The sequence below is a fragment of the Streptomyces sp. NRRL S-37 genome (assembly GCF_000721605.1).
Taxonomy (GTDB): Bacteria; Actinomycetota; Actinomycetes; order Streptomycetales; family Streptomycetaceae; genus Streptomyces.
Genome location: NZ_JOIZ01000042.1, coordinates 1 through 16887, shown reverse-complemented (window position 1 = coordinate 16887; position 16887 = coordinate 1). Strand labels below are relative to the sequence as shown.

The following is a 16887-nucleotide window of genomic DNA, read 5'->3' as shown; positions in this document are numbered from 1 at the left end:
CCCGAACCGACAGCAGGCAGACTCACGTGCTTCACCCGTCACCGCACCACAAACGGTGCACTTTCATCCGTACGAGGTGGTGCACGTTCGCTTGTACGCCGACATCCGTCTCCATCTCGATGTCGTAGACCACGTTGTTGACGTGGTTCAGCGCGTCCTCCAAGCTCGCGCTGTCGCACCGGTCCGGGTCCGTCACCACCTCCGTGGCCTCCTGCACCCAGCTCGTCAAATGCGTCAGGAGCACACGCCGGTACCCCTCCCCCTCGGCCTCCATCGGGCCCATGACCTCCCCCGTCTGCATCGCGCCCATGCCCTCTCGCCTTCCGCCTGTGGCCGGCGTCTGCGTGACACCGGTCCCTGTCGCCCAACGCCCCGCGGTGCCCTCGGGATACGCACACGCCTGCTGCAGAAGCCCATCCTGGGACCGGGTGGTCAGTACGCGACGGGCTTGAAGAGGCAGCACTCGTACTGGACCGCCAGCCCGAAACCGATGCGGGTGCCGGAAGCCCCCCGGACGGGTGTCCTGTGACAGCGAACCTTGATCGTGTGCGACCGAAGACTGAACCGCCAAAAGCGCCTGGCAGTGTGCTCGTCGATGATCATGCCAACCGAGCGGAAGGCTTGGTGCCCGGGACCTTGCAGTCCCGGGCGCCGGTTCGAGTTTTCTCCTAGTGAGTCTGAACCCACCAGATGACGGCGGTGGCGATCGCTCCGCCACTCGTGTAAGCGGCCCCCTTAACGGCGTGGATTGTGATCATTCTTGCCCAGCGCCACCATCGTGACGGTGGCTGGTGGCCGCCGGGGGTGGTCGATTGATGCTTAGACTCCAACTTGGAGCCTCCTTCCTGGCATAGGTAGGCGTGCTTCGCGATCAGGAGCCTCTCGGCCGGATGCTTGCCGGCTAGGCCGAGTTGGCTCCTGCTCGCTTTGGAAGCGTATGAGGGGCTCCTGATGCAGCCCAAGCCCCGGCCCGACCCGTCATTCGCCGTTCATTCCGGACCAGGGGAGGAATCAGCGCACCTCAGGCGCCGTAAAAGCCCTGTTCAGGAGCCCACCCCAAAGTTGGAGCTCTTAAAGATCCGCCGCGTCCATGTCCTTCATGCGGATACGAATTTGTCGACGCTGTGACTCCACACGCAGCCATGCCTACTCCTGGCGACACCGAGCCTCGTCCATCAAGGTTCGATGACACGTGCTCCAGGTTCGATGCCACCGGACAGCGGGCCGGACACGGGTGTCACGCTGTCACGCCCGGCGCCCGGGAGGTCAGGAAGCGTGGATTTCCCCAGATCAGAGCAAGTTTCTGGGATCTTGACAGGCGGCCGTGATACGAGCTGGCCAGCGAGCAGGAGTCGTCGACCCTGGCCCGGGGATCGGACGGCAGCGAGTGGCGGCACTTGGGGCTGGTGCCAGAACCGGCCCCACGGAGACCCCGACTGCCGCCCGGGCGCGGGCTGGCCCCGCGCACCGCCTGGGGAAACCCGCGGGCGGGGGACGACGAGCGGCGGGGTGCAGCAGGACGGCCGGTATGCAGCACGGCAGACATGCAGTAGCTCCGACTGTTGCCCCCGGTGCAGCGGCCTGCGTCCGGTGGGCCGTGCAGCGGCAGCTCGTGCTGCCGCTGTGCAGCAGGCTTTCAGCAGTGGCAGCAGCAAGGGGTGACGCTCGCTGCAGCACTGGTGCAGCAAGGCTGTGCTGCATGCGCGAAAATCGTCGGCGGCGAGGTAGCGCGGGCACCGGGGCCGGCAGTAGGTCCTTGGCCGTTGCAGGCCCAGCGGCGTCGGGGGTGTTCAGTCGGTCGCCGCCGGTATCCGGGCGATGTCCACCTCGCCGGCGTTGATCAGCACCTCGCGCAGCTGTGTGACGGCGTCGGTGTGTGCGGGGTCGACGGCGGGACCTGTCCCCGAGGGGTGGACACCTCTGAGCCCGGCCCCGGCAGGGGCCGGGGAGGAGGGATCTCTTATGGTGATGAAGGTCTACTCGCCCGAGTTCAAGGCGGACGCTGTCGCGCTGTACCTGTCGGACCCGAGCCACACCTTCGAGGGCATCGGCAAGGACCTGGGGATCAGCCGGGAGACGCTGCGCAACTGGGTCCGGACCGAGCGAGCCCGCCACGGCGGGGGCAGCACGACGAGCACGAGCACGGAGAAGAACACGGTGGATTCCCCGCCGACGGCCGAGGACCTTCAGGCCGAGAACGAGGCCCTGCGCCGGGAACTGGCAGCGGTGCGCAAGGACATGCAGAAACTGGCCACCGAGCGTGACATCCTGCGCAAGGCGACGAAGTTTTTCGCACAAGAGATGACCTGGTGAACCGCTGCCAGTTCATTGAGGACCACCACCGCGCCTGGGGCGTGAAGCGGTTGTGCGAGGTTCTGGAGGTCGCGCGCTCCAGCTTCTACAAGTGGCGGGCCGGCCGCGCGGCCCGCGCCGCGCGCGAGCAGGCCGATGCCGCTCTCGCCGAGCGGATCCGGTCCGTGCACGCCGAGTGGGACGGCACCTACGGCCGCCCCCGGATCACCGCCGAGCTGCGCGACAAGGGCGAGCGCGTGAACCACAAGCGCGTCGGGCGGGTGATGCGGAAGTTCGGCATCACCGGGCTGCGGCTGCGCAAGCGCCAGGTCACCACCGTGCCCGAACCGTCCGCCACACCGGTGCCGGACCTGTTCCGGCGCGACTTCACCGCGAGCGCACCGAACACCAAGTACGTCGGGGACATCACCTACCTGCCAGTGGGCGACGGCGAGTTCCTGTATCTGGCGACGGTGATCGACTGCTTCTCGCGCCGCCTGGTGGGCTGGTCGATCGCCGACCACATGCGCACCGAGCTGGTCGCCGACGCGCTCAGGGTAGCCGCGGCGACCCGCGGCAGCCTGGCCGGCGCCGTCTTCCACAGCGATCACGGAGCCCAGTACAGCTCACGCGAATTCGCCGGACTATGCGCCCAGTTGGGCGTCAGGCAGTCCATGGGTGCGGTCGGCACGAGCGCGGACAACGCACTCGCCGAGTCGTTCAACGCGGCCCTCAAACGCGAGACGCTCCGTGGCGCCCGCCGCTACGACGGGGGCCGTGCCTGCCGCCTGACGATCTTCCGCTGGACCACGCGCTACAACACCCGCCGACGACATTCGGCGAACGGACAGCAGGCGCCAATCGCCTACGAACAGCAATCAGCTACCCTGACGCTTGCCGCATAACGACACGAACAGGCGTCCACTCCTCAGGGACAAGGCCCGGCGGCCTTCAGCAGGAACTCGGCCGCGAGGACCCAGTCACGGTCCCTCTCCGGCCGGGGCACCGCCACCGCCCACTCGGCCACCAGGCGCATCGTCCACCCCCTCTTGCGGGGACACCGGCTCTCCCGCCGGGCGGTCGGCGGCCTGCCGGGCAAGCACCGTGCGCACCAGCGCCAGCGCCAGCGCCAGCGCCAGCGCCAGCGGGACCATGCTCGTGTCGCGGCCGGCCAGGTGCAGCAGCGCGTCCAGCGCCGACCAGCCCGCGACCGCCTCGGCGTGCTCGGCAAGCCAGACGCCGGCCGGGCTGTCGGGCAGCAGCAGATGCGACGCGTGCTCCTGCAGGAGCACAAGCCAGGCGGGGACGGAGCGGGAGCGGAAGAAAAACGTGGTGGCGCGCGGGTCCGCCCACCGGGCCAGCTCCAGCGCGTGTTCCGGGTTCGGCCGGGTGAGGGCGGTGAGTTCGAGGGCCCACGCGGCCGGCATCGGCCGCCGCTCCGTGCAGGGTGCCCGATGTCTTGCCGTATACCTCGCCCCACACGCCCAGGGCTTTCTCCTGGGTGGCGCCGAGCTTGACTCCCATCAGCCGCTCGGCGATCCCTGCAGCCCGGCCGCGGTGGTAGCCGCCCGGCCGGGCCAGCTGCCCGCGCAGCACCTCGGCCGCCGCACTCACCCGTTCCCACGCCTCCTCGACGCCCGCGGCGCCAGCGGCCGACTTGCTCGCCCCTGGCACGGCGTCGTCACGTCCAGCCGAAGCGCCGCTGGCAATCCGGGGGGACGGCATCCACGGCGTCGAGCAGGCTGGCGGCCGCGGACTTCAGGCCCACCGGCGCGGCCAGGGCACCCGGCAGACTCAGCAGAGCATCCGCGGCGCCCCGCAGGCACGACCCCGCGACCTCGTCCGGCCGCTCCAGCCCGGCGCCCGCCAGGATTCGGCGCGCGTCCCGCAGCAGGCCCAGTGCCCGCACCCCCAGCTCTCCCTGCGCGGTCAACGCCGCGGCCAGAACCTCGTTGACCACTGGCACTTCGTCCCCGCCGACCGACCACATCTCCTTGTTGCTCACCGGTGCACCGTAGAGCCCGGCGGGCGCCCCGCAGCCGCGTTTCGGGCGTGCCCGGGTTAGGTCCGCTGCCGCACCGGACGTCCGATCGTCCACAGGTCGCCGGGCGCACGGACGAACGCGCCGTGGGCGAGCATGTCCCGCTTCAGCTGCGTGGCAGAGATGATGTGGCCGCGCTGGGCAAGCGCGTCACGCAGTTCGCCGGGCGTCAGGGAACGTCCGCAGCGCGCGAGATACCGGGCCGCGAGCTGCTCATTGGTGGGGTAGGCCGGCGGCTCCACCACCAAAAGCGAGTCGCTGAGCGCCTGGTGCTCGGTCATCCCGGCTTCCGCCAGCTCCAGCAGCGGCTTCGCCACACCACCTACCTGCGACAGGTGACGTCTCCAGTTGTCGCGGGTCAGGTAGCCGCGGCGGTGGCACCACCACAGCAGCCCGCCCACGGCGGCGGTCGCAGCCAGCGAGTTGTTCGCGGCGAGGACCGCCAAGCGGTGAACGCCAGCACCGAACGCCTGGAACGCAATGTCGATGAGTACCAGTGCGTTCGCGGCGGTGGCCTCCAGGCCGGCCATACGCAGCACGCTCTCAGCGACGGGGATCCAGTCGATGACGGCGAGCCCGAAGCGGGAGAAGACGCTGTCCTTGGAGACGATGACGCACGGCCCCAGGAACTCCGCGAGCGCCATCGTGGGCGCGTCGTCCGAGTCGCCCCGGTACTTCCGCGGCATCTTGGGGTCGGCCCGCAGAATGTGCCGGGTCTGCGGGGCCAGGTGGTCGCGGATCTCCAGGTCGACCACTCGAAGGGCGGGCAGGATCTGCTGATCGAGCACGCGGCGGGCTTGGTGTTCCGACGCTTCGAGGTCGGCGGCCACTTTGGCCAGGTGCTCGTCGACTTCGCCGGGGACGTGCGCGGCGATGTACGGGGTGGCGCGGCCGGTGACGGCTAGCGCGGTGACCCGGTCCTGCCGACCGCCGTGCTTGGCCAGGGCGCAGGCTTCGACCAGCAGCGCGTTGGTGTCGAGGACGGGCAGCAGCATCCGCCGGTCCAGCACCATCGGGTTGAACGCCGATCCGGAAGGGATCAGCAGGGGCGGTGCCGCATCGGCACGGTCGAGCGTCATGGATCAAGTGTCGCCACCGCCACTGACATCTGTGCGGGGTTTTCGGCCCCGGGACGGCTGGGTGATGGGACCTCAGGACCCATCGGTCGACAGCTGGACCACCACCGCATGACCTTCACCCCGCTGCGACAGCCCAGCCGCAGGTCCGGGCGTCGGCCCGGACCCGCCGGGTTCGTCGGCGGAACAGGCCGCGGAGCCCGCCGGGTTCCTGGTCGTCGGCCGGCTCGGTGCAAAAGGCGGTGAGCTTGCCGAAGCGGTCGGGGCTTCGCCGTAGACGGCGTGCGCCCACATTGTGGCGGGGCGCAGGGGCACGGGGCCGTGGTTGGTCTCGGTGATCTCGCCGGCACGCAACACCGGTGAGTGCACGCTCCGACTGCGCCGCCTTCGCCTGGGCCACGTACGGCGTACTGCGTTCCGGGGCAGGCGGATCGGTTGAAACCGTGCGCCGTACGGTGGCCTCCGCCTGGCTGGCTGTCATGCTGGTGGGCTGTGGTGCCGCAGGCCGCCGCAGCAGCTGCGGGCGTCTTGACGGCTTTGAGCGAGCAGCGGCTTTGAAAGGGAGCGGGCTTTCCATGTCGAAGCGAGGACGTACTGGCCGGCGGCAACGCGTCACGGGAGAGGCGGCCCGGCGGGCCGCGGCGGCTCTTCGTCGCGCGCAGGTCCCGCCGTCGCGGCGCAGTGAGCCGGAGCGTGCGACGGCCGGGCTTGTGGCGCCTGCGGGGCCGGTGGACTGGGAGCGGCTCGACGGCGTCGCCCAGGTGTCGGTGTGTGCTGCCGGGTGCCAAGTCTGCGCGGAAGCAAGAGACCGATTCGATGCCATCCGTGCCGAGTCGGTGGAGCAGAGGCGCCGGTTCGACGAGCCCGACCGGTACCCCTACGCCGCAGGCAAGCACACGCTGCACCAGGCCACATGCCGTGAGATCGAGCAGTCCGTCGGCCGGGTCCAGGGGGACGACTCCATCTGGATGCAGGGCGCGCTGACGACGTTCGCCCACGAAGGCACTCTCAACTCCGGGTGGGCGACGCACAAACGGATGATGGAGCCCGGCGAGGCGGCGGCCTGGGTGGCCGAGCGCATCGGCCCGCGCGGCGGCATCCGCTACCGCCTGTGCCGGATCTGCACGCTCCAGCTTTCCGTGGCCGACTGAACCGCCGCAGTCCGGCGTGGCGTTCCTCCCGCCACGCCCCGTCGGCACTCGCCCCGATCCCTGCGCTCAGCACCGGCCCGCGCGACCGGGCCGTCTCCGCTCCTATCCCGCCCGTTCCGGCCGATGCCCTGCGCTCCAGGGGAAGGCCGGCAGGAGGCCGCCTCAATGACGGTGCAGCAGCATTCCAGTTGTGCGCCCGGCGGCGCACGGCGCGCTGTCAGGCGGCGCGGGATGCGCAAGGCCAGCCCGTTTCCACGGGCCGGTGCAGGCGGCACCGCAGCAGGCGAGATATATGCCAAACCGTCATAGCCGCCCGTCTGACCTGCCGCTCCTCCACGCGCGCCAGCCGCCTACACCTTCTCGCCTGGTGCACAGCGAACCGCGGGCGCCGGGCGGGCGGCGTACGACCGCGGCACGCTGCTGCTCATCACCACGGCCGGCCCCCGGCGGGCACCCGTCGTACGCCGTACGAACGCCGCCGCACGGGGGCGTTGACCGGACGGCTGGCATCCGTTGGTCCGCGGGCGGCGCCGCCACAGCCTGGGCGCCTGGGGCGCAGCGGCCGCCGTACAACCTCGACCGGAGCCGGCCGGTCGACGGGTGTCGTGGGCCGCCCGCTGCTGCATGAACGCGCGTGTGAAAATATGTGAATTTGTGAACGCCACCGGACGGCGCTCTTCTTCAGGCGCGGCGAACGACACCGTCACGGCGCGGTACGGCGCGCGCCGAGCAGCAGCCGGACCCCACGCCCCTGGGCAGCCGCCTGGTGCCGGCTCTCCCCCACCCCTGAACTGCGGAGCCCTCACCAGCGTCTTTGGAAATGGTTTCCACGAACAGGGCCGGGGGGAATACCCTGGGCAGATCGACGCCGTTGCTGCGGCGGCCCGACGCCTGCATACAGGACTGCGGTCCACGTGCGCACGACCCGCGTCTCCCCGAATCCGACTACCGGAGCGGGCAACCGGATTGCCGAGGACCTAAGCATCAACGCCGAGTACGTCCCGGCCGGACTGCGGTCTCCCGAGGCGACGAGGGTGCGTAGCGCTCCAATGGTGCTGCTCTCGCGTTCGTTCCACGAACCCGAGCCGCAGCACGTTGATGCGTGCGCGGCCGAAGCCAGAAAGGGCGGTCGCGATGAGCGACATCCTGACCCCGGAGCATGAGCCCGACGGCGAGATCGCCGTCATCCCGGTCACCGACTTCCGTAACGCCGCCGACCAGTTCGAGCACCGGCTCCCCCCGCTGTCCGCGACGACGCGTGCGGAGGAGTACCTCACCGACCACCCCGACGTCCACCTCTCCCTGAAGCAGGTCCGCCGCCTCGTGCAAGGCGCCGTCGAGCCCGGCCAGCTCGAAGGCATCCGGATCGAACGGCACCGGGTGGAGACCGGCTGGCTGATGGTCATGACCTACCGCGTCTACTCGCCGATGATCTCCCTGGCGATCGAGAACGACCGTCTGCTCGCCGAGGCCTCCTACGCGGCCGACCCCCACGCGGCCGGCGGCCGCAAGGCCCTGGCCATGCCCGAGCCTCACATCACCGACGCCGTGCTGGTCCACACCGCCGACTACAACGACATCCTGGAGTCCGTCGACCGCTCCGCCCAGCGCGTTCTGATCGACAACCCCCAGGAGGTGGGGGAGCGGCTCGTCGAGCGTCCTCTGATGCTGGTGCCGTCGACCTTCACGTCCGACCACGGTCAGCCCACGGACGACCTCACGGCCGTGGACGGCAACTGCCGCCTGTCCTACTGCTACCACCGCATCCCGGTCCAGCGCGGATGGCTGGACGACTCCCTGATCGGGGCACCGAGCAAGGAGACCGTCCGGCTCCGTCCCTCGCACCTGATGCGAATGTCCCTGCATGCCCGCCGCGAACTCGTCCGCAAGGCCGTCAAGGCCGCGCACAAGCGCCTGGCGGCCCCCCGCACCGGCACCTCGGCCGACATCAAGGCCCGCAACCAGGCCGCCATGACCCTCAACGCCATGACCGTCCCGGTGCAGGCCATCGTCGGCTATCGCGACGACGACCCTCACCGGGGGATGCAGCGCTTCCCGACCGCCGTGCGCGCCCTGCTGATGCGCATGAACGTCGGTGGCAAGCCCTTCAACTCGGGGGCCCGGAACGCCGTCAGGGCCGAGGAGATCATCAGCGGCCTGTACGACGAGGGTCTCCTGGGCCCTGAGCCCCAGGGACAGGGCATGCGTGACGCGCTGATCGGCCGCGGCGACGTGGCCGCCGCCATGAAGGGACTCGGTCTGGACCCCGCGCTGCCCGACCTGCGGTTCGCGCTCGTGATGCAGCAGCTCACCCAGAAGAGCACGCGGTTCAACGCGCTGGTGCGTCACAAGATGCAGACCGACGGCAACCTCGTGATCAGCAGGCGGAACGGACCGATCGTCGAGCTCGGGCTGCGCTCCTACTCCGCGAGCAGGGAAACGAAGTCGCCGCGCACCGCCCTCGACACCGGGTGCCTGTGGCAGGACCTCGTCAACGAGTCGTGGGTGGTCGAGAACGTCGACACCGACGAGAAGGTCGACAAGCTCCTCGCCCGCGCGCAGGAGAAGAAGACCGGCGCCGTCCTCCTCCTGGGAGCACTCGGCATGATTTCTCTGGTGATGAGCGGACACCTGCTCGCGGCGGCCGGATCGGCGGAAGCCGTCGTCGGCACCACGATCGATCGCTCGTCCGTCGGTTCCATCGTCCAAAAGCTCCTCACCCAGGAGGGCGGCCCTCAGCTCCTCGCGGACGCCATCAAGCGGGTGCGTGCCGGCCAGGCCCCCCGCTGGTGGGACGCCGAGGCGGAAGAGCTCGTCGACCAGCCTGAGAGCTGGAAGGGCTCCACCTTCAACGCGAACCTGCGGCGCGCCGTGCGGCACGGCTTCAAGGCCAAGAATCGGAACAGGACGCCTGCCGAACTCGAAGCCGACGCTCTCACCACGTTCCAGGAGAAGCTCAGGACCTCCGTCGACAAACTGCGTGACCTCATCGACCTGCGCGAACAGCACGGCACCACAGACCGACTGCGGTGGTCCGAGGTCGAAGCGTCGTTCAGCCAGCTCGAATACCTCGCGGACGACCTGCGCCTCATCGCCGAGCCCAAGCCGCGCAACCGGTGACGGCCGCAATCTGGTCCGGCGTCGTCCCCATGACGCCGGACCGCTACGACGCGTTCGCTCGTCTGGCCGGGCCATGGCTCGAGGAGCACCGGTGCTGCCAGTTCGCCATCGGCGAGGACAGCGGCAGAGAGGAGCGCGCCGTGTACATCGCCGTCAACAGTGACTGCATGGCCTGCTACTGCGGAAGAACACGCCCGACCCGGATTCTCGCAGGAGGAGCGAGCGTTGTCCGGATCCACCAGCACATCACCACCACTCGTTCGAAGTACGAGGAGTGGGCGGGCTACTGGATGCTGCCTCTCGTCCAGGAGGCCCCGGACGAATTCGTCGACTGGCTCGAGCGAACGGTAACAGCCCGGCTCGGCCTGCCTCGGCGCCACAACCGATCACGGTGGTAGACCAAGTGCTGCGCCTACACCCCCTGCCTGGCCGAAGACGCAGCACGCTCCGGGGAGCTCACGCCGCGTAGGACCGGAGCAGAGCAGCCGGCAACCGTGCGGAACGCGGTGGTCACCTCCAGGCCTGCTGTCCCGCGCCGGACTCGGCGCGGGACAGCAGGTCGGTCCGCGTGGATCAGGCGGCCGGGCGGGCGGCGAGGTCGGCGGCGGTACGCGCGAAGCGGGCGGCCTCCTGGAAGGTGAACATGCAGTCGATGTCGGTCAGTTCGTCCTCGTCGGGGATGCGGGCGGCTTCCCGCATCGTGCGCAGGGCCGCCGCCGCGACGACCGCGGCCGGGGCGGTCGTGGTGTAGATCCGCTCGAACGTCCTCGGCTCGGTGAGCCATCCGTCGGCCCGCACCCCGTAGATCGCGGGATTGCAGATGTGGCTGGTGCCGACGAGCCAGTCCAGGAGGTCCGCGGCCGCGCGCAGCAACTGCGCGCTCATCTCTTCCTCAGCGGCCGTCTCCAGCACCATGTAGACGGCCTGGACGAGGGACGCGTCGTGCACCGTGACCACGTCGGCGGCGTGTTCGTCCAGGGCGGAGCGAAGGCGCGCGCAGGCGGCGAGGTTGCCGGGCTCCTGGAGCAAGGCGTGCTTCAGTGCGCGGTCCTTCAGCGCCCAGGCCACCGCCGCGTCGACCAGGTGGGCGGTCTTCTCCCCGTCGGCGCCGAAACCGGCGCGCAGCTGGGCGGCGAGGCGGCGGGCGGGCTCGACATGGGCGGGTTCCCTGCGGGCTCCGTGCGGGCCGGGCTTGGCGCGCAGCAGCTCGGTGTACTTGCCCGTGCTGCCCATGGCCTTCTGCGCGGCGCGGGCGCGCTGGCCGGCGCGGGACTGGTTGCGTGGCATGGCGTCTTCTCTCCGGGCACCCCGCGCCTGCCCGCAGTCGTACGGGCGGAATGTCGCGGGCCCGGGTGGGGACCTTGGCCGTCAGGGCTGCCCCGGCGCGGGCGGGGATGCAGCGGCGGCGGTCGGCGGTGCGCGTCCTGCCGGTCGGCATCGTAGCGGAAACCGCCCGCCCCCTCCGCCGCGGGAACCGTGCCCAGCGCTCGTGGGGTACCGCACTCCTGACCGGGCTATGGCCTACCGCCCGGTCACCGACGGGGAGTTGAGCAGCCGGGCGCTACCGGTGGCGGCGGCGGTCGCGCCACCAGGCGAGCCGGTGAGCGGATTCCTGGGGGAAGACCGACTGCAGGGCCACGACACCCAGGCCGAGCGCGAGGCAGCCGAACGCGGTGGCGGCCAGCCACCACGGGGCGCCGGTCAGTGCCACCACCAGGGCGGTGACACCGGCGGCCAGCAACGAGATCAGCGGTCGTGCATTCATTGCGAGGGTTCCCCCGTTCAGACGGGCACCCCGGTGGGGTGCGAATGCCGTGCCCGGATTGTGCGCTGGCCGTGCGTCCGCTTCACAGGCGAGAGGGTCGATTTGTGTATCGGTGGGTGTCACATACGGAATCCGTACTGATCGAAGGCGCGCTGCCAGGCCACCTGCATCGCCTGCTCCAGGATCAGGGAGCTGCGCCGGTGGGCTGCGGTGGCCAGCCACTGAAGCAGCTCGGGCGGGGCGCCGGCGACGAGTTCGGCGGCCACCGACCGGCCGGGCCATGTCCAGGAGGCCCGGGGGACGAGGAACTTCGGTCTCTTGTGCGTGGGGTAGCTCCGGGTGAGGCGGTGGAACGCGCGGGCGTTGCCGCGGGCTTCCCTCAGTTTGTGAAGGTAGAGCGCGCTGGCCCCGTCGTCCGCGGCCTGGGTGATGAAGTCGTCCATGATCTGCAGGGTCGCGGTGCGGGCGGCGGCCATGAGCCGGTGCTGGTCCTCGGTGGTGATGAAGCCGAAGCGGCACGCTTGGTCGGCGGGCACATCCAGCGCGATGCGCAGGTGGGGTTCTTTGGTGAAGGTGTGGTTCCAGTCGATGAGGACGGCTTCGATGAAGCCGAGGATCTGCCCGGGGCGCAGCCCGGCGGCTGCGGCGGCGATGGGTTCGAAGCCCGGCACAGGGTGGTGTCCGGGTGCGTCCTCGCTGTGCAGGAGCGGCCAGAAGGCCTGCCGGTTGCGGTAGGGGAAGGCCAGGAGCCGGCCCTGCGCGGCCCAGGCGGTGTACGGTCCGGAGGCGGTCGGGGTGGGGGCGTGAGCCAGCCAGGCGGGCGGGATGCGCAGCAGCCAGCCGGGCGAGGCGGGTTCCTCCATCACGCCGACGGCGGGATCGTTCCTCGTGCGTTCGACCAGCCAGTCCTCGAAGTACTCGAGGTCCACCCGGCGCCGGGCACGCCAGACCGCCGTGCCGCCCCGGCCTGTCCAGTCGTAGCTCGTGCTCCCGTGCCGCCTGCGCCAGCGCCGTTCTTCCCTGTCATCGGCTTGCAGGAGGGTTTGGTACAGCTTGTCCCACGGCTTGCCCTGCTCGCACAGGGCCTGCTCCCGCTGCTCGGCTCCGGGACCGGTCAAAAAGCGGCAGGCCAGGACGGTTGCCATCTCGAAACGCGTCGACGCGTGCCATGACTCTTCCTGCTCCAGTGCTTCCGCGACGCGCAGGATGTGCTGGTCGGCGGGATCGAAGGGGCCGTCGGTGAGCCGGTGTTCTGTGCGGACGGCCTTCGCGTCCAGCAGCCAGGTCTTCTCCGGGCGGGTGCTGGTGGCGGCCGCCGCCAGCCGTCACAGGCCGAGGGCGGCGCCGTGGCGCAGCAGGGGCAGCAGGCCGGTGAGGAAGTCGTCATCGAAGGGCTCGTCCCGTGCGATGGCGGTCGTCACCGCGTCGGTGAGCATGCGGCCCTGGTAGTCGCGGTAGGCGCGCGGGTGCTGTCCCGGCAGCCGCAGGCAGACGGCGCGGGCCCGCTCCAGCAGGTCGGCGGGGGCCCTGATCCTCAGGGGCACGTCCGTGCGCGGGTCGCCCCTCCAGCGCGGCGGGCGGGGGTAGCGCAGCACGGTGGAGATGTGAGTGAGCCGGTCCTCAGGATGCTCCTGTTCCTGCCAGGCGACGTGCTCGGTCAGCAGCTGGCGGACCGTCTCGTCCCGGGAGGTACCCCGCCGGACCATGATCCGACTCAGGGCCTCCAAGGCACAGGGCGCGATGCGCACGTTGGTCTCTGCGTTGCCGGACACCTCAAGCGTCGCCTCCTGGCTGCGCGACGGCAGGCGGCCCGCCCCCGGCTGTTCGTTCTGTCTCGATGGCCTCGCCGCCGCCATAGCCGATGTGCGAGAGGACCGGTCCCGTGAGCGGGGCCGGTCCTCGTGTCCGCGGGCACGCGTCACCGTGACGTGCGGAAGGTGTCCCTGTCGCGTCGGTTTGCGGCCAGTAGCGGGTCAGGGAACCCGGGGGTCGGTGCTGCGTCGGGGCCCGGACCAGGTGGTCCGGGCCCCGACGCAGCGCCGACGACCGGGTTGTGACGCAGCATCAACGCGCGGCGGGCTGCGGGCAAGACAGGCTGGAACGCCTGCGGACCGGGGCCATCGGAGCGCGGCGGACAAAATGCTGGTCACGGCGGGTGGAGACGCAAGGCGCCCGGGGGCGGCGGTCGGAGGCGTACCTGGAACACCCGCGGACCAGTAAACGGACATCACGTACGTATGGGGTTTTCCGGGTGAGCGGTGCGGGGGCGGGACGTGCCATTCTCTTCCGCACCGGAGGACGGCAGCCGTCAACTGCCGCCCGTCACACCGGTTTTTGCGGCCAGTAGCACCCCATCACCCGGCCGCCGGATCCCGTTCGCGGACCGGCGGCCCGGGCACACCCGTCAGGAGATCCCCCGTCGTGTCCATGCACCGCCCCGGCGCGCCCGCGCCCCAGCCGTCACGCCCTGTAGCACGTCCGCTCACCGCCGCGCAGATCTGCGGCATCGTCGTCTTCCCGCTCCTGGGCGCCGGTCTCGCGCTCGCCAGCATGCCCGTGGCCGACGTCCTCACCCTGCTCGCCGGGTGCGGCGCGATCGGCGCGGCCACCATCGCCGCCGCCGGCGGAGGACGCCGCCTGCTCACCACACTCGCCACCACCGCCGTCCGCGCGACTGTCGGCACCGACGCCGACGCCAAGTAGAGGGCGGCCGCGATGACTTCACCGGCTTCGTCCCCGCGCGCCCACCGCACCGGCAGGCGCCATAGCCACCTCATCGGCCTCTTGACCGAGCTCAAACACCGCAGCCGGCTCACCTACGCCCAGCTGGCCGCCCGCGCCGCCGGGCTCGAGGACACCGACGCCGTCGCCGTGAGCACCCTCAAGCGCGCCGTCGACCCCCGCACCGTGCCCAAGGAGCACGTCGTGACCGCCTTCGTCCGCGCCTGCGGCGCCGCGATCGAGGACGAGCACGACGTGCTGAAGGTATGGCGGGCCGCTCGCGCCGAGGACCGCGGCATCCTCGCCGCGCTACGGGCCCCGTCCGTCTCCGCCACCCGCACCCGCGCCGACTTCCGAGCGGCCCTCGTCGCCGCCTACGAACGCGCCGGCGCCCCGCCCCTACGCGTCCTGCAGCACCGCGCCGGCACCGACGAGGCCGACGGCGCCCTGCTGCTGCCACTGACCACCGCCTGGCGCATCACCCGCCGCGAGGGCCAAGGCCCCGCCAACTGGACCCAGTGCGAGGCCTTCCTGCGCGGCTGCGGCATCCACCCCCGCCGCATGGGCCCCTGGCAGGACGCCTGGACACGCACCCGGACACTTTCACGGGCCGAGCTCGGCCCCACCGCCGCCGACGTCCGCCGGACCACCCGCGGCGGACCAGACACCCTCACCCGCCACGACGCCGCCCGCCTTGCCGCAGGCATCAGACCGGTCATGGAAGCCATCGCCGCAGACCGCGCCCGCTACGACGTCACCAGGCTGGCCGCAGGCATCAGACCAGTCGTGGAAGCCATCGCCGCAGACCGCGGCATCCGCAACGCCCCCACCACACTGGCCGCGGGCGTCCAGGTACTCGCGGAGGCGCTCACCGTCATGTCCCGGTCGGCCAGCCGGGAGGCACACCGCAACGGCACCACCCCACCCGACTGGATCACCGCCACCAACCTCATCACCCACGGCGTCGACCCCGCCCGACTCGACGCCGTCGTCGTCACCCCCCACGTCAACGACGACCACGGCATCGACCTCATCACCCGCACTCCCGACGGCCGCGCCACCGCCTTCCAGATCAAGAGCCACCAGCAACGGCCCGGTCCTCCCCCGGCGCTGCCGGGCGCCCACGTCCCAGAACCGCCACCACCCGCAACCGCCGCCTGACCACCACGACGACGAGCAGCAGGCCGAACACCCCGGCATGCCTGACCCAGGCCGTGCCAGCCGCCCCGCAGCCCAGGCACCAGCAGAAAGATCATGAAGCCGCTCACCCGCACCGCCGAAGCCTCGTCCGGCTGCGAGCAGCAGACCAGCTCCTCAGCTGAGCACTGCTGGCGCAGGCGCGGTGACCTGGTCGTTGGCGCTGACGGATGGTGCTCACTCGTTGCTGGTATGAGTGACGAAGGGGGTGTCATTCCCACGCCGGCCACCAGGCTCGCCTGGTGGCGCATGGATGCTCAATTCCCCGTCGGTGCTCAACTGGGCCTCTCCTGCGGACCGTCAGCCTTACGGGGCACTGGGCTGGCCGACGAGGTGATGACGGGGACGCTCTACGACATCATCGACCGCGAACCGGCCGCTCCCCGCATCGCTGTGCTGGCGCCGCGGCTTCAGTCTGATCCGCCGTGGGGCGCTGGAGAAGCCCTATGGCCTGTGGGGGACGTGTAATCGTCTCCTGACGGCTCCCTACGTGCGGCAGTGGGGTCACCCGGTCAGGACGCTCTCGTCGTCTTCGGCCGCGTGCAGAGCAGCAGGACGTCCTCCAACACGGCGCGCGGGGCTGGCCGCCAGGACGCCGCCCGGGGGCTGTGGTCCTCACGGCGTACCCGTACACCGATCACCGGCCAGGGCTCGCCGGTCAGCGCCGGGGGCCGGATCTCGTCCCTCGTCATCTGTTCCTCCGCCAGTCCGGTCACCGCAGTATCGCCCGCCGGGCCCCGCCCCGCGCCGAGGTTGGTCAGCACCCGTCGCATGGGCGGATGCAGGGTGCTGTCACTCCCGGCATACCTCCAAGGCGGCGTCGGAAACCTGGGAGTTGGGGGTCGGCGGCCGCGTGGCGGTGTGCAGCCGGTGCGCCTCGGTGAAGCCGTCCGGGCCCGAGCACCTTGACGACATCTGGCCGATGCCTGTCCTGGAACGGCCGGGCGATGCCGTCAGGCTCATGTTTACGCAGGTCAACGGGGTGACACTACGGTTCGGTGCGCGTAGTCGCTCAGACCCGGCGGGTCGGGCTGCAGTTCGGCGACCTGTGCAGTCAGCGCACGTACCGAGGGCTGGCCGTCACCGGTGTCCGGGCAAGGTCCACCTCGCCCGCTTCGACCAGGACCCGGCGCAACTGTTCCGCCTCGGCGGGGCGCTCGGCCCCGGGCAAGGCGACAGCGGCCTGGAGCAGGGCCCGGGCTCGCCGACGGCCGAGGCCGCGTTGTGGACGTGCGGGCCAACGACCGGGTCGATGACGCGGCCGCCGAGTCGTTCGAGGCGGTGGAGTCGGCCTGCCAGGCGGTGGGCTGGGAGTTCGGCCGGGTCGGGGCGCCTGAGCCGGTCTTCAGCACAGGAAGGGCAGTCGACGACACGCCAGTAGCCACTTACGAACCGTCACCCCAGTGCGTCGGAGGCGTTGTGCCGGATGGCGTCCCGCTGTGTGGTGTAGGGGATCTCCGCGGTTGAGTGCGCGGGTTCTGCTCCCTGGGGTGCACCGTCTGCCGGTGACTGCTCCCTGCTCAA

At 70.9% G+C, this 16887-nt stretch carries 15 protein-coding genes; 6 read left to right on the top strand and 9 right to left on the bottom strand.

Annotated elements, in window-relative coordinates:
• Positions 1-31: 31 nt before the first annotated feature.
• Complete coding sequence (locus tag IH50_RS0135875; protein ID WP_030872391.1) at positions 32-310, bottom strand: hypothetical protein; 279 nt, start codon at positions 308-310, stop codon at positions 32-34.
• A 1652-nt stretch (positions 311-1962) separates the two neighbouring features.
• Here IH50_RS0135875 and IH50_RS0135860 point away from each other — a divergent pair.
• A protein-coding gene (locus IH50_RS0135860) for an IS3 family transposase (protein ID WP_420709169.1) occupies positions 1963-3197 on the top strand; the annotation gives its coding sequence in 2 pieces (ribosomal slippage) (positions 1963-2299 and positions 2299-3197; 1236 coding nt in all).
• 75 nt (positions 3198-3272) lie between these two features.
• On the opposite strand, the gene IH50_RS0135855 is transcribed toward IH50_RS0135860, so the two are convergent.
• From IH50_RS0135855 to IH50_RS0135845, 3 genes are all read right to left on the bottom strand, one after another.
• Positions 3273-3719 carry a hypothetical protein gene (locus tag IH50_RS0135855; protein ID WP_030872381.1) on the bottom strand — a complete coding sequence of 149 codons (447 nt, stop codon included), beginning with the start codon at positions 3717-3719 and terminating at the stop codon, positions 3273-3275.
• A gap of 254 nt (positions 3720-3973) precedes the next feature.
• Complete coding sequence (locus IH50_RS0135850) at positions 3974-4297, bottom strand: hypothetical protein (RefSeq protein WP_158801403.1); 324 nt, start codon at positions 4295-4297, stop codon at positions 3974-3976.
• Positions 4298-4353: 56 nt separating this feature from the next.
• Complete coding sequence (locus IH50_RS0135845; protein ID WP_030872375.1) at positions 4354-5412, bottom strand: hypothetical protein; 1059 nt, start codon at positions 5410-5412, stop codon at positions 4354-4356.
• 833 nt (positions 5413-6245) lie between these two features.
• Here IH50_RS0135845 and IH50_RS0135840 point away from each other — a divergent pair.
• From IH50_RS0135840 to IH50_RS0135830, 3 genes are all read left to right on the top strand, one after another.
• A complete protein-coding gene (locus IH50_RS0135840) occupies positions 6246-6560 on the top strand; it encodes a hypothetical protein (protein ID WP_158801401.1) in 315 nt (104 codons plus the stop codon).
• Between the two features lie 1134 nt (positions 6561-7694).
• Entirely contained in the window at positions 7695-9680 is a 1986-nt protein-coding gene (locus IH50_RS0135835) for a hypothetical protein (protein ID WP_030872369.1), read from the top strand.
• Between the two features lie 29 nt (positions 9681-9709).
• Positions 9710-10078, top strand: a complete 369-nt coding sequence (locus IH50_RS0135830) for a hypothetical protein (RefSeq protein WP_234328319.1) — start codon at positions 9710-9712, stop codon at positions 10076-10078.
• Between the two features lie 175 nt (positions 10079-10253).
• Here the strand turns inward: IH50_RS0135830 and IH50_RS0135825 are convergent, their stop codons facing one another.
• From IH50_RS0135825 to IH50_RS0135810, 4 genes are all read right to left on the bottom strand, one after another.
• Positions 10254-10967 carry a hypothetical protein gene (locus IH50_RS0135825; RefSeq protein ID WP_030872366.1) on the bottom strand — a complete coding sequence of 238 codons (714 nt, stop codon included), beginning with the start codon at positions 10965-10967 and terminating at the stop codon, positions 10254-10256.
• 274 nt (positions 10968-11241) lie between these two features.
• Positions 11242-11445 carry a hypothetical protein gene (locus tag IH50_RS0135820; RefSeq protein ID WP_030872364.1) on the bottom strand — a complete coding sequence of 68 codons (204 nt, stop codon included), beginning with the start codon at positions 11443-11445 and terminating at the stop codon, positions 11242-11244.
• Between the two features lie 119 nt (positions 11446-11564).
• Positions 11565-12590, bottom strand: coding sequence for a hypothetical protein (locus IH50_RS0135815; RefSeq protein WP_030872361.1), 1026 nt, complete (start codon positions 12588-12590; stop codon positions 11565-11567).
• A 180-nt stretch (positions 12591-12770) separates the two neighbouring features.
• A complete protein-coding gene (locus IH50_RS0135810) occupies positions 12771-13217 on the bottom strand; it encodes a hypothetical protein (protein WP_030872358.1) in 447 nt (148 codons plus the stop codon).
• Positions 13218-13872: 655 nt separating this feature from the next.
• On the opposite strand from IH50_RS0135810, the gene IH50_RS0135805 reads away from it, so the two are divergent.
• Together IH50_RS0135805 and IH50_RS38995 are read left to right on the top strand one after the other, a co-directional pair.
• Positions 13873-14148 carry a hypothetical protein gene (locus IH50_RS0135805; protein WP_234328322.1) on the top strand — a complete coding sequence of 92 codons (276 nt, stop codon included), beginning with the start codon at positions 13873-13875 and terminating at the stop codon, positions 14146-14148.
• A gap of 81 nt (positions 14149-14229) precedes the next feature.
• Positions 14230-15327, top strand: coding sequence for a hypothetical protein (locus IH50_RS38995; protein ID WP_051767583.1), 1098 nt, complete (start codon positions 14230-14232; stop codon positions 15325-15327).
• 548 nt (positions 15328-15875) lie between these two features.
• Here the strand turns inward: IH50_RS38995 and IH50_RS0135795 are convergent.
• A complete protein-coding gene (locus IH50_RS0135795; protein ID WP_030872351.1) occupies positions 15876-16136 on the bottom strand; it encodes a hypothetical protein in 261 nt (86 codons plus the stop codon).
• Positions 16137-16887 lie beyond the last annotated feature (751 nt).